General features: G+C 64.1%; 10 protein-coding genes. 7 read left to right on the top strand and 3 right to left on the bottom strand.

Going from position 1 to position 11941, the window contains the following annotated elements; genetic code table 11:
* Positions 1 to 42: 42 nt before the first annotated feature.
* Positions 43 to 885 (bottom strand): IclR family transcriptional regulator, encoded by an 843-nt coding sequence (locus WI560_RS10340; RefSeq protein ID WP_375308809.1) that lies wholly within the window; start codon positions 883 to 885, stop codon positions 43 to 45.
* A 167-nt stretch (positions 886 to 1052) separates the two neighbouring features.
* Positions 1053 to 3182, bottom strand: coding sequence for an acetate--CoA ligase family protein (locus WI560_RS10335; protein WP_257177583.1), 2130 nt, complete (start codon positions 3180 to 3182; stop codon positions 1053 to 1055).
* 351 nt (positions 3183 to 3533) lie between these two features.
* Here WI560_RS10335 and WI560_RS10330 point away from each other — a divergent pair, with 351 nt between their 5' ends.
* The 6 genes from WI560_RS10330 to WI560_RS10305 all read left to right on the top strand — a co-directional run bounded on the left by WI560_RS10330 (position 3534) and on the right by WI560_RS10305 (position 9713).
* Positions 3534 to 4229, top strand: coding sequence for a GntR family transcriptional regulator (locus WI560_RS10330; protein ID WP_167380903.1), 696 nt, complete (start codon positions 3534 to 3536; stop codon positions 4227 to 4229).
* A 73-nt stretch (positions 4230 to 4302) separates the two neighbouring features.
* Positions 4303 to 6036, top strand: coding sequence for an oxalyl-CoA decarboxylase (gene oxc, locus WI560_RS10325; RefSeq protein ID WP_257177582.1), 1734 nt, complete (start codon positions 4303 to 4305; stop codon positions 6034 to 6036).
* 65 nt (positions 6037 to 6101) lie between these two features.
* Positions 6102 to 7379, top strand: coding sequence for a formyl-CoA transferase (gene frc / locus WI560_RS10320; RefSeq protein WP_375307909.1), 1278 nt, complete (start codon positions 6102 to 6104; stop codon positions 7377 to 7379).
* A gap of 349 nt (positions 7380 to 7728) precedes the next feature.
* Positions 7729 to 8418: a hypothetical protein gene (locus WI560_RS10315; RefSeq protein ID WP_375307908.1), complete on the top strand. Its 690-nt coding sequence runs from the start codon at positions 7729 to 7731 to the stop codon at positions 8416 to 8418.
* Positions 8419 to 8550: 132 nt separating this feature from the next.
* Positions 8551 to 8994, top strand: coding sequence for an SRPBCC family protein (locus tag WI560_RS10310; protein WP_375307907.1), 444 nt, complete (start codon positions 8551 to 8553; stop codon positions 8992 to 8994).
* 293 nt (positions 8995 to 9287) lie between these two features.
* On the top strand, positions 9288 to 9713 hold the full coding sequence (locus WI560_RS10305) for a cytochrome c (RefSeq protein ID WP_257177578.1): 426 nt from the start codon (positions 9288 to 9290) through the stop codon (positions 9711 to 9713).
* A 40-nt stretch (positions 9714 to 9753) separates the two neighbouring features.
* On the opposite strand, the gene WI560_RS10300 is transcribed toward WI560_RS10305, so the two are convergent.
* Entirely contained in the window at positions 9754 to 11079 is a 1326-nt protein-coding gene (locus WI560_RS10300; protein WP_375307906.1) for an Hsp70 family protein, read from the bottom strand.
* A gap of 306 nt (positions 11080 to 11385) precedes the next feature.
* On the opposite strand from WI560_RS10300, the gene WI560_RS10295 reads away from it, so the two are divergent.
* Positions 11386 to 11523 (top strand): hypothetical protein, encoded by a 138-nt coding sequence (locus tag WI560_RS10295; RefSeq protein ID WP_194388353.1) that lies wholly within the window; start codon positions 11386 to 11388, stop codon positions 11521 to 11523.
* Positions 11524 to 11941 lie beyond the last annotated feature (418 nt).

The following is an 11941-nucleotide window of genomic DNA, read 5'->3' as shown; positions in this document are numbered from 1 at the left end:
ACGGCCGATGCTGTCCAGCGACAGCGCCCAGATTCCTGCGTTTTAGCGAGGCGTCGGCATCACCCCACCCAGCGCGACGGTCAGCTCGCCGGCGACCTCGCGCACGATCTGGCCCACATCCGACAATCTGTCGTCGGTCAGGCGGCTGGTCATGCCGGAGACGGAAATCGCCGCGAGCGGCTCGGCACAGTCGTTGTATACCACCGCAGCAATGCAGCGCAGGCCCATGCAGGCTTCTTCATCGTCGAGCGCAAAACCCTGCCTGCGGATCTTTTCGAGCTCCTTGAACAGATCGCTCGGCCGCACGATCGACTTCTCGGTCAGGCGCGGCATGCCGTGATGGCGGATGACGGCGCCGACATCATCGTCCGAATAGGTCGCAAGCACCGCCTTGCCGACGCCCGATGTCACCATGGGGACCCGGCCGCCGACCTGGGTCAGCGAGCGCATGATCTCGCGGCTCTCCATGCGGGTCAGAACGATGATGAATTCGTCGTCGACAACGGCGAGATTGGCGGTCTCGCGGGTTAGATCGCGCAGCTTGCGCAAGTATGGAATCGCCTGCGTCGAGAAGTTGCGCCGCCGCGCAAAGCTCGCGCCGACCGTGAAGGCGCGCGAGCCGACGTGCCATTTGGATTCGGCGCGATCGAACTGCACGAAGCGACGGCTTTCCAGCGTCGCGAGCAAGCGATGCACCGTCGAGGCCGACAGGCCGGTGCGGATCGCGAGATCGCTGAGGCGGTAGCCTTCGTCGTCCTCGGCCAGCGTTTCCAGGATGGAGAGCGCACGGTCGACGGACTGCACGCCGCCGTCGCGGATCTCATGATCGGCCTCCGCAGCCGATTTGGGCTCGAGCGATTTGCGCCGGATCACGTTCTTGTTCATCGCGACCTGCATTCGTTCTTTCCCTCGCCCCGCTTGCGGGGAGAGGGTCAGGGAGAGGGGGAGTCTCCGCGGGGACGGTGACAGTTACACTCGCGGAGAGTCCCCCTCACCCGGATTTGCTGCGCAAATTCCGGCCTCTCCCCGCAAGCGGGGAGAGGCGAAGATCGTCAGAGCAGCCCTGCCCCGCGCGCCCATTTGTACTTGGCACCCAACACCTCGACCGGAAGCTCGGTCGAATAGGCATAGGCCGGGATGCCGTTCTGGTAGAGATATTCGGCGGCTTCCTCGACCTCGACGTCGCCGGCGAGCGAGGCGACCATCGGCTTCACGAAGCCCTTGGCCTCCATCTCCTTCTTCACCTCGACCATGTTGCGAGCGAACACCATCGGCGGGGTGACGATGGTGTGCCAATAGCCAAGGATCAGCGAATGGATGCGCTCGTCCGACAGGCCGAGCTTCACGGTGTTGACGTAGGTGATCGGCGGCTCGCCGCCGGTGATATCCACAGGATTTCCGGCAGCACCAAACGGCGGGATGAACTTGCGGAAGGCCGCATCCAGATCCGGCGGCATCGACATCAGCGACAGGCCGTTGTCGACGCAGGAATCCGACAGCAGCACGCCCGAGCCGCCCGCACCTGTGATGATCAGGACGTTCTCGCCCTTCGGCGTCGGCAGCACCGGCACGCCCCGGGCGAATTCGAGCAATTGCCGCAAGCTGCGGGCCCGGATCACGCCCGATTGTGCCAGAACGTCCTCGTAGATCTTGTCGTTGCCGGCGAGCGCGCCGGTGTGCGAGGACGCCGCCTTCGCGCCCGCCGAGGTGCGGCCGGCCTTGAGCACGACGACCGGCTTCTTCTTGGAGACGCGCTTTGCAGCCTCCGCAAAGGCACGGCCGTCCTTGAGGTCTTCGCAGTGCTGCGCGATCAGGTTCGTGTTCGGATCCTGCTCGAAGAAGGCGAGCAGATCGTCCTCGTCGATATCGGACTTGTTGCCGAGGCCGACGATGGCCGAGACGCCCATCTTCGCCGAACGCGAGAAGCCGATGATGGCCATGCCGATGCCGCCCGACTGCGACGACAGCGCGGCGTGGCCCTTGACGTCGTAAGCCGTGCAGAAGGTCGCGCAGAGATTGGCCGGCGTATAATAGAAGCCGTAGATGTTCGGCCCCATCAGGCGGATGTCGTACTTCTTGCCGACCTCGACGATCTCGGCCTGCAGCTCCGGCGCGCCGGCTTCAGCGAAGCCCGACGGAATCAGAACCGCGCCGGGGATTTTTTTCTCGCCGCATTCGGTCAGCGCCGCCGCCACGAACTTGGCGGGGATCGCGAACACCGCGACGTCGATCACGCCGGGCACGTCCTTGACGCTCTTATAGGCCTTGTAGCCGAGGATCTCGGCGGCCTTGGGATGGATCGGATAGATGTCGCCCTTGTAGCCGCCGTTGATGAGGTTCTTCATCACGGAATTGCCGATCTTGCCATCCTCGGCGGAGGCGCCGACCACGGCGACCGCCTTGGGCTGCATGATGCGGTTCATCGCCGCGACGATCTCCTCGGTCGGGCGGGGCTTCGGCTTCGGCACATAGGCGAAGTCGACGACGATGCGCACGTCGGCAGCGGTGGCGCCCTTAGGCGTCGCGAATACCGGATTGAGGTCGAGCTCGACGATCTCAGGGAAATCGGTGACGAGCTGCGAGACCTTGACGATGACGTCGGCGAGCGCCGAGCGGTTCACCGGCTCCCCGCCGCGCACGCCCTTCAGGATCTCATGCGCCTGGATGCCGTCGAGCATCGACAGCGCGTCTTCCTTGGTCGCCGGCGCGAGGCGGAAGGTGATGTCCTTGAGCACCTCGACCAGCACGCCGCCGAGGCCGAAGGCCACCAGCTTGCCGAACGAGCCGTCGGTGATCGAGCCGACAATGACCTCGGTGCCGCCGGCCAGCATCTGCTGCACCTGGACGCCTTCGATCTTGGCATCGGCCTTGTACTTCTTGGCGTTGGACAGAATGGTCTCGTAGGCCTTCTCGGCCTCGTCCGCCGTCTTGAGGCCGACGATGACGCCGCCGGCTTCGGTCTTGTGGAGAATGTCCGGCGAGACGATCTTCATCACGACCGGGAAGCCCATCGAAGAGGCCATCTTGCCGGCTTCGCCCGCCGACTTCGCCACGCCTTCCTTCGGCACCGGAATGCCGTAGGCGTCGCAGACCAGCTTGCCTTCCGGGGCCGTCAGGCTGGTGCGGTTGTCCGCCTTGACCTGGTCAAGCACCTTGCGGACGGCATCTTTGGAATTGGACATGTGGCTTCTCCCTTGACCTCAGTTCGTTCTTTTCAAAGCGCGCGCGTGGTTGCGGCTGCCCGTGATGCTTGCCATTCGCCGCGCTCTGTTCCATGTCGCGGGCCGGAGCGGCATCAAGCCTGAGATTACTCCACCGCCCTGGATCAAAAATGGCTGGCGATGGCATTTGGTATGCCAGAAGCCAACTTGTCAAGCTGCTGCATCACTTAGAACGCCGCAAAAAATCGCCGCCTTGACATTCTGGCATGTGGTATGCCAAAAACTTTCCTGTCAATATTCCTGTAAAAGACGACTCCCCACTGGAGGAGATTCGTCGTGTCACTACGGAAACCAACCAAGGCGTTGCCGAACATGGCCGAGGCAGACATCGCAATCGTTCGTATTGCCCCGGAGAGCAGCTTCAAGAACAAGGCGTATGACGCCTTGAAGGAAGCCATCCTCAAGATGGACATCTACTCGACGCCCGAGCCGGTGATGCTCGACGAGCGCGCGCTGTCCGAACGCCTGGGCGTCAGCCGCACCCCAATCCGCGAAGCGATCGCGATGCTCGAGCAGGACGGTTTCGTGAAGACCGTGCCACGGCGCGGCATCATGGTGGTGCGAAGGACCAAGAGCGAGATCGTCGACATGATCCGCGCCTGGGCAGCGCTCGAGAGCATGGCCGCGCGCCTCATCACCACCACCGCGCGCAAGAAGGACATCACCGCGCTACGCGACTTCTTCAAGGATTTCGGCAAGGACCGCCTGCCCGAGGACCACGTCGAGGAATATTCGCGCGCCAACATCGCCTTCCACCAGGCTCTGATCTCGCTGTCGGAATCGCCGGTGCTGGTCGATCTCACCAACGACCTGCTGCTGCACGTGCGCGGTTATCGCCAATTGACGATCGGACGCAAGGACCGCACCGCGACCTCGCTGCCCGAGCATCTTGCGATGATCGAAGCGCTGGAAGCCCGCGACACCGAGCTCGCCGAGAAGCGCGCCCGGGACCACACCCTCGGCCTTGCCGCTTACGTCGAGGCGCACGGCCAGGAATTGTTCACGTAGCTGTAAATTTGCCACCATTCACCAGAAGGGCGAACAACTCGCCCCACCACTTGAGACCAGGGAGACAAGGCCCATGCTGAATACCGCGACCAAGTCCGAGGCACCGGGCACCGAGCAGGAGCTGACCGATGGCTTCCATCTCGTCATCGACGCGCTCAAGCTGAACGGCATCAACACCATCTATAATGTGCCGGGCATCCCGATCACGGATTTGGGCCGCATGGCGCAAGCCGCCGGTATTCGCGTGATCTCCTTCCGCCACGAGCAGAACGCCGGCTATGCCGCGGGCATCGCCGGCTATCTCACCAAGAAACCCGGCGTCTGCCTCACCGTCTCGGCGCCCGGCTTCCTCAACGGTCTCACCGCGCTCGCGCACGCCACCACCAATTGCTACCCGATGATCCTGGTCTCGGGCTCCTCCGAGCGCGAGATCGTCGACCTCCAGCAGGGCGATTACGAGGAGATGGACCAGCTCGCGATCGCAAAGCCGCTGTGCAAGGCGGCCTATCGCGTGCTGCACGCCCAGGACATCGGCATCGGCTTCGCCCGCGCCATCCGCGCCGCGGTCTCGGGCCGTCCGGGCGGCGTCTATCTCGACCTGCCGGCAAAGCTGTTCGGCCAGGTGATGAACGCCGAGGCCGGCCGGAAATCGCTGGTCAAGGTGATCGATGCTGCGCCCGCGCAGATCCCCTCGCCCGCTTCGGTGAAGCGCGCGCTCGACGTGCTCAAGAGCGCCAAGCGTCCGCTCATCATCCTCGGCAAGGGCGCGGCCTACGCCCAGGCGGATGAGGAGATCAAGAGCTTCGTCGAGAAGAGCGGCGTGCCGTTCCTCCCCATGAGCATGGCCAAGGGCCTCCTTCCCGACACCCATCCGCAATGCGCCGGCGCGGCCCGCTCGACCGTGCTGAAGGACTCCGACGTCGTCATGCTGATCGGCGCGCGGCTGAACTGGCTGCTGTCGCACGGCAAGGGCAAGAGCTGGGGCGAAGCGCCGAAGAAGTTCATCCAGGTCGACATCGAGCCGAAGGAGATGGACTCCAACGTCGAGATCGTCGCGCCCGTGGTCGGCGACATCGGCTCGGTCGTCTCCGCCTTCAATCAGGCGATGGCAACGGGCTGGACCGCCCCGCCCGCCGAATGGACCAAGGCGATCTCGTCCAAGCGCGAAGAGAACGTCGCCAAGATGGCGCCGAAGCTGATGAACAACAAATCGCCGATGGACTATCACGGCGCGCTCGGCGTCTTGAAGAACGTCATCAAGGACTATCCCGAGGCGATCCTCGTCAACGAAGGCGCCAACACGCTCGACCTCGCCCGCGGCGTCATCGACATGTACCGCCCGCGCAAACGTCTCGACGTCGGCACCTGGGGCGTGATGGGCATCGGCATGGGCCAGGCGATCGCGGCCGCGCTCGAGACCGGCCACCCCGTGCTGGCGGTGGAAGGCGACTCGGCGTTCGGCTTCTCCGGCATGGAGGTCGAGACCATCTGCCGCTACAATCTGCCGATCTGCGTCGTCATCTTCAACAATGACGGCATCTATCGCGGCACCGACGTCAACGGCGCGAATTCCGATCCGGCGACCACCGTGTTCGTCAAGGGCGCGCGCTACGACAAGATGATGGAGGCCTTCGGCGGCGTCGGCGTGAATGCGACCTCGCCCGACGAGCTGAAGCGCGCCGTGAACGACGCGATGAAGTCCGGCAAGCCGACGCTCATCAACGCGGTGATCGATCCGGCCGCGGGCTCGGAGAGCGGCCGCATCGGCAACCTCAATCCGCAGAGCGTTCTGCAGAAGAAGAAGTAAGTCCACCCCTCAACCCTTATTCCCTGCCGGGTGCAGGGGCAGACACAAGAGTACGGAGCAACACGATGACCAAAGCGCTCGAGGGCGTTCGCATTCTCGACTTCACCCACGTCCAGTCCGGACCGACCTGCACGCAGCTGCTGGCCTGGTTCGGCGCCGACGTGATCAAGGTGGAACGCCCGGGCGTGGGTGACATCACCCGCGGCCAGCTGCAGGACATCCCGAACGTGGACAGCCTGTATTTCACCATGCTCAACCACAACAAGCGTTCGATCACGCTCGACACCAAGAACCCCAAGGGCAAGGAAGTCCTCACCGAGCTGATCAAGAAGTGCGACGTGCTGGTGGAGAACTTCGGCCCCGGCGTGCTCGACCGCATGGGCTTCCCCTGGGAGAAGATTCAGGCGATCAACCCGAAGATGATCGTCGCCTCGATCAAGGGTTTCGGCCCCGGACCGTACGAAGACTGCAAGGTCTACGAGAACGTCGCGCAGTGCACCGGCGGCGCCGCCTCGACCACCGGCTTCCGCGACGGCCTGCCGCTCGTGACCGGCGCGCAGATCGGCGATAGCGGCACCGGCCTGCACCTGGCGCTCGGCATCGTCACCGCGCTCTATCAGCGCACCAACACCGGCAAGGGCCAGCGCGTCACCGCCGCGATGCAGGACGGCGTGCTCAACCTCTGCCGCGTCAAGCTGCGCGACCAGCAGCGCCTCGCCCACGGCCCGCTCAAGGAGTACAGCCAGTTCGGCGAAGGCGTGCCGTTCGGCGACGCCGTGCCGCGCGCCGGCAACGATTCCGGCGGCGGCCAGCCCGGCCGCATCCTGAAGTGCAAGGGCTGGGAGACCGATCCCAACGCCTACATCTACTTCATCACCCAGGCCCCGGTCTGGGAGAAGATCTGCGACGTGATCGGCGAGCCCACCTGGAAGACCGATCCGAACTACGCCAAGCCGGCCGCCCGCCTGCCGCGCCTCAACGAGATCTTCGCCCGCATCGAGCAATGGACGATGACCAAGACCAAGTTCGAGGCGATGGAGATCCTCAACAAGGACGATATCCCCTGCGGCCCGATCCTGTCGATGAAGGAGATCGCCGAGGACCAGTCGCTGCGCGCGACCGGCACGGTGGTCGAGGTCGACCACCCCACCCGCGGCAAGTACATCTCGGTCGGCAACCCGATCAAGCTGTCGGACAGCCCGAGCGACGTGCAGCGCTCCCCGCTGCTCGGCGAGCACACCGACGAGGTCCTGCGCTCGGTGCTCGGCTTCTCGGATCACCAGGTCGCCGAGATCCACAAGTCCGGCGCGCTCGACCCGCCGCAGAAGCAGGCCGCGGAGTAAGCGACAGCGCCTCAACCAAAACGAAAGGGCCGCCCGAAGGGGCGGCCCTTATTCATGAGGAGATCGGCGGGCGCAGGCCCAAGCTCAAGCTCAAAAACTGAAAAACAACCCCATGCACAGTAGCCAAGTCCTTGGCTTCAAACACGATTTCTGATGCGCCGAAAACTATTCGAGGCGTCGGGCAAAACAGGGGCGTGCCCTCCGAAATACAGTACCACCGCCGCGTTGAGCTCGCGATGAAACCCTGCCGGTCGAATCCCGCCGGCACGTCGGCTCCGGCCCGTCATGCGCGAACACCTTGCCGTCATCGTTGGCTTCGAGGCAAAGTGCTCCGAAAAGGGAGCTCTCCATGTCACTGCTGGGCAAGGCCGCCGTCGCGATGTGGTGGAACGTTCGGCCGGAGCAGCGGGCCGAGTTCGGCGACTGGCATTCGCATGAGCACTTTCCGGAGCGGATGAGCATTCCCGGCTTCCGGCGCGGATCGCGCTGGACCAGCACGACGGACGCGGAAGGTTTCTTCGTGCTCTACGAGCTCGCAGAGTATGAGGTGCTCACCTCGAAGGGATATCTCGACCGGCTCAACGCGCCGACGCCGTGGTCGGCGAAAATGATGCCGCATCATCTCGGCATGATTCGCAGCCAGTGCCGCCTCGTCGAAAGCTTCGGTGGTGGCGTTGCGACTTCGCTCGCGACGATCAGGCTGTCACCGCAGGCCGGACGCGAGGCGGACTTGCAGGCACAGCTTTCGAACACGCTCGGCACATTGGCGCAGCAACCGGGGCTGACCGGCGCTCACCTCCTGCGCACCGATACCCCGCGGACGAGCGCGCCCACCACCGAACAGCAGATCCGCGGCAAGGACGGCGCCGCCGACTGGATCGTGCTGCTGTCAGGCTACGATGCCGATGTCGTTGAGGCCGTGATCGCAGGCCCGCTTTCGCCCGGGTCGCTTGGCGCCCTGGGCGCGCAGAACAATCCGACCATCGGCCGCTACGAGCTGGCGTTCACGATGACGCCGCAGGATGTCGCGGCCGTCTAGAATACCGGCGGAACACCCGCGAAAAGAATCCGCCGCGCCTTGTCGGATCGGCGGCTTCCCGGTCGTCCTCGTGACATGAATGGGCCATAGACGCCAATCTCGGGCCCATCAAGACAAAAGAGGATAACAACCATGCCCAGCACTGTCCGCCTGCACCGCGTTCTCGCCACCAGCCCCCAGAAGGTCTATCGCGCCTTCCTGGAGGCGGATGCGATGGCGAAATGGCTTCCGCCGAACGGCTTCACCTGCACCGTGCATCATTTCGAACCGAAGGTCGGCGGCACGTTCAAGATGTCGTTCCGGAATTTCACCACGGGCAACAGCCATTCGTTCGGCGGAGAATATGTCGAGCTCGTCCCCGGCGAACGGCTGCGCTACACCGACAAGTTCGACGACCCCAACCTGCCCGGCGAAATTCAGGTGAGCGTGAACCTGAAGAAGGTCTCGGTCGGCACCGAGATCGAGATCACGCAGGCCGGCATTCCCGACGTCATTCCGCCGGAGGCTTGCTATCTCGGCTGGCAGGAATCGCTGCGCAATCTGGCGAAGCTGGTCGAGCCGGAGATCAATCAGTAGCGGCGACATCAGCATCGTAGGGTGGGCAAAGGCGCAAAGCGCCGTGCCCACGCTCGTTCCGATACGGCGACAGACGCGTGGGCACTGCGCGCGAAGAGCGCGCCTTTGCCCACCCTACGGCACTCTCTCAACCCGCAAAAGATGCCGGGCGCGCCTGCTGCGGGCCTTTGCCCAGGCGACGGCACTGGTGTGCGGTCTTGATATGCGTCAAACTGTTGAGATGGCGAAGCGGCTAGGAGCACGAGTCTTCCCTGCCGATCGGAGGCGAGATGATGAGATCTGCTGTCGAATGCTTGATCATTGCCGGTCTTGCCGCCGGTTTCGCCGCCTCCGCTCACGCCGAAGACGTCGACATTGGCAAGGCTGAATTCCAGTCTTCGTGCGCGAGTTGTCACGGCCCTCAGGCAAAGGGCAACGGACCGGTCAGCGGCCAGCTCAAGACCCCGCCGTCCGACCTGACCATGTTGGCCAAGAACAACAACGGGGTGTTTCCCACCAACGCCGTCTACGAAACCATCTATGGGTCGAAATCGGTCCCCGCGCACGGCACGCGTGAAATGCCGATCTGGGGCGAGCGGTTCAACCCGATCGTCAACCTGCCTCACGCCGTCGATCCCTATTATTGGCAGAAGGCCGGGCCGCAGCAAAACCCGGAGGTCGTGGTGCGGACTCGCATTCTCGCGGTGATCGACTACCTGAACCGAATTCAGCAGAAATAGCGCCGAACAGCCTCCCGCAAGGGACGCTGCGCGCAGCCTGCTATGCCTTCGCGGCCAGCCCGCCACCTGCGGTCCAGCGATCCGGATCCGGACTGTGCCCGATCAGCGCGAGCCCGTAGGCGATCGACTCGAACTGGTCGCCCGACATCAGCCGCTCGTTGCCGAAGCGTTCGGCGAACAGCTTTCGCACTGCCGGCACGAACGAGCTGCCGCCGGTCAGGAAGACCCTCTCGATCTCGCGCGCGGCGATGCCGGCTTCGGCCAGCACCTTGTCGACGGTGGCACCTAACCGGGCGATGTCGTCGGCAATCCAGGATTCGAAATTCTTCCGCGTGATGGCCGCGCCGATGTCGACGCCGCCGCCTTTGAAACGGAAGTCGACCTCGTCCTGCGCCGACAGCGCGACCTTGGCGTCGGACACCGCGCGGTACAGCGCAAAGCCGAGGTCGAGATCGACGATGGTGATGAAGTCCTCGAGTAGCTCAGGCTTGAGCGCGGTGCGCTGGAGCTCCCGGAGCTCGCGCAGGTCGCCGTTGCTCTTCATCATCGCCAGCTGATGCCAGCGCGCCAGATTGGTGTAATGGCCGCTCGGGATCGGCAGCACCTTGTCGAAGGAGCGGAAGCTGGACCCTTTGCCGAGCCGCGGCGAGACCACGTGGTCGACGATCCGGTAATCGAACGTGTCGCCGGCGATCCCGATGCCGGCATGGCCGAGCGGCTCGGCACGAAGGACACCGCCTTTGCGCGAGAAGCGCATCACGGAGAAATCGCTGGTGCCGCCGCCAAAATCCGCAACCAGCACGGTGGCATCGCGCTCCAGCCTGCGGGCGAACGAGAACGCCGCGCCCACGGGCTCGTAGACATAGCGGGCATGGCCGGCGCCCAGGCGCTCGAACGCGGCGCGGTAGCGCTCCATCGCCAGCGCCTCGTCGGGATTGCCGCCGGCAAAGCGCACCGGGCGGCCGACCGTGATGGTCGAGGTCTCGAAGCCGAACTTCTCGCCGCCGTGGCGCGCCAATGTCCGCAGGAACGCCGCCAGGATGTCCTCGAACTTGAAGCGCTGCCGGAACACCTGCGTGGTGTTGAAGCTGCTGCTCGCCGCAAAGGTCTTGAACGACTGCAGGAAGCGGTAGACGTGACGGCCTTCGAGGAATGTCTCGATCGCCCACGGGCCACCCTCGGCCTGGGCGCCGGCGCCGGGCCGGTCCTCCCAGAAGCACAGCGCCGACACGTAGACGCTGTGGCGCTGTCCGCCGTGGTCGAACCGGATGGCCTCGACCCGGCGATCGTCCGCCGCAAGCGCGACGACCGTATTGCTGGTTCCAAAATCGATGCCGATCGAGACGGCGGGCGAGGCGCTCGACATGAACCACTCTGACAGATGATTGGAAGGGGGCAGACCACTAGCGGCTTTGACTTGCCCTGCCAAGGCCCGTCCGCTGCAGTGCGGCCAGAACCTGGCGCCCATCGCCATCGGAATCCCGCCTCGGAGCGAACGATTTGGCCACCCTCCGGCTCCACAATCCCGCATTATGCTGCAATGCAGTGCATCGAATGCTGCTATGCAAACAAGAGCGTAGACACTGGCATCTGGTATACATAAATTCCCCTTCGCCATGAGACGCCAAGACTGACTGGCTTAAGACTGGCCGTCTCGAGAAAGGGAATTCCGATGTCCAAGACCGCTTCCGTCGCTCTCGCCCCGTCCGCCTCGCTGTTCGCCCGCCTGATGGCCGCGATCGACAGCTTTCTGATGGCAAGCGCCGAGATCTCGAACCATAACGGCGATCTGCCGCGTTTCGGCCTGTAATCGCCGCGCCCGCCCGTCAAACGGCGGGATGGCAGCCTCGCAAACACGAAGTTTGTTCAAATGGCCCCGCATGCCGGGGCCATTTTCTGTTCGCGCCGCCTCCCGCGGGCCGGGCCCCAGCTGCGACAATTAGTCCACTGCGTGACGCCCCGAGCCGATTGTTTGTCTACTGGCATCTCGCATACCATGCATTCAATCAATCTAAAACAATTGCACAATCAAAGGTAGCAGGCGGAGGACTCAACGCAGCGAAGGTACGTCCCAGGGACAGATGTGCCGCGCCCCTGGCCAAGCCTTAGCCGAAAGGACCGGATGCCGGGCGGTGTCCCCGCTCATAGAATTTCGATTGGGACTTGGGAAATCAACCGCTAGGTTGCCCCGGGCACATGACTTGAGATGGGCTGACGCAAGCCGACAA

Origin of the sequence: Bradyrhizobium sp. A11 (genome assembly GCF_042077125.1) — a bacterium.
In the GTDB taxonomy this organism is placed as follows: domain Bacteria; phylum Pseudomonadota; class Alphaproteobacteria; order Rhizobiales; family Xanthobacteraceae; genus Bradyrhizobium; species Bradyrhizobium japonicum_B.
The sequence above is the reverse complement of the archived record's forward strand: the minus strand, read 5'-3'. Positions and strand labels throughout refer to the sequence as shown.

Coding starts and splice junctions, on each gene's coding strand:
- WI560_RS10340 (WP_375308809.1), bottom strand. CDS start 885: ATGAACAAGAACGTGATCCGGCGCAAATCGCTCGAGCCCAAATCGGCT.
- WI560_RS10335 (WP_257177583.1), bottom strand. CDS start 3,182: ATGTCCAATTCCAAAGATGCCGTCCGCAAGGTGCTTGACCAGGTCAAG.
- WI560_RS10330 (WP_167380903.1), top strand. CDS start 3,534: ATGGCCGAGGCAGACATCGCAATCGTTCGTATTGCCCCGGAGAGCAGC.
- oxc (WP_257177582.1), top strand. CDS start 4,303: ATGCTGAATACCGCGACCAAGTCCGAGGCACCGGGCACCGAGCAGGAG.
- frc (WP_375307909.1), top strand. CDS start 6,102: ATGACCAAAGCGCTCGAGGGCGTTCGCATTCTCGACTTCACCCACGTC.
- WI560_RS10315 (WP_375307908.1), top strand. CDS start 7,729: ATGTCACTGCTGGGCAAGGCCGCCGTCGCGATGTGGTGGAACGTTCGG.
- WI560_RS10310 (WP_375307907.1), top strand. CDS start 8,551: ATGCCCAGCACTGTCCGCCTGCACCGCGTTCTCGCCACCAGCCCCCAG.
- WI560_RS10300 (WP_375307906.1), bottom strand. CDS start 11,079: ATGTCGAGCGCCTCGCCCGCCGTCTCGATCGGCATCGATTTTGGAACC.
- WI560_RS10295 (WP_194388353.1), top strand. CDS start 11,386: ATGTCCAAGACCGCTTCCGTCGCTCTCGCCCCGTCCGCCTCGCTGTTC.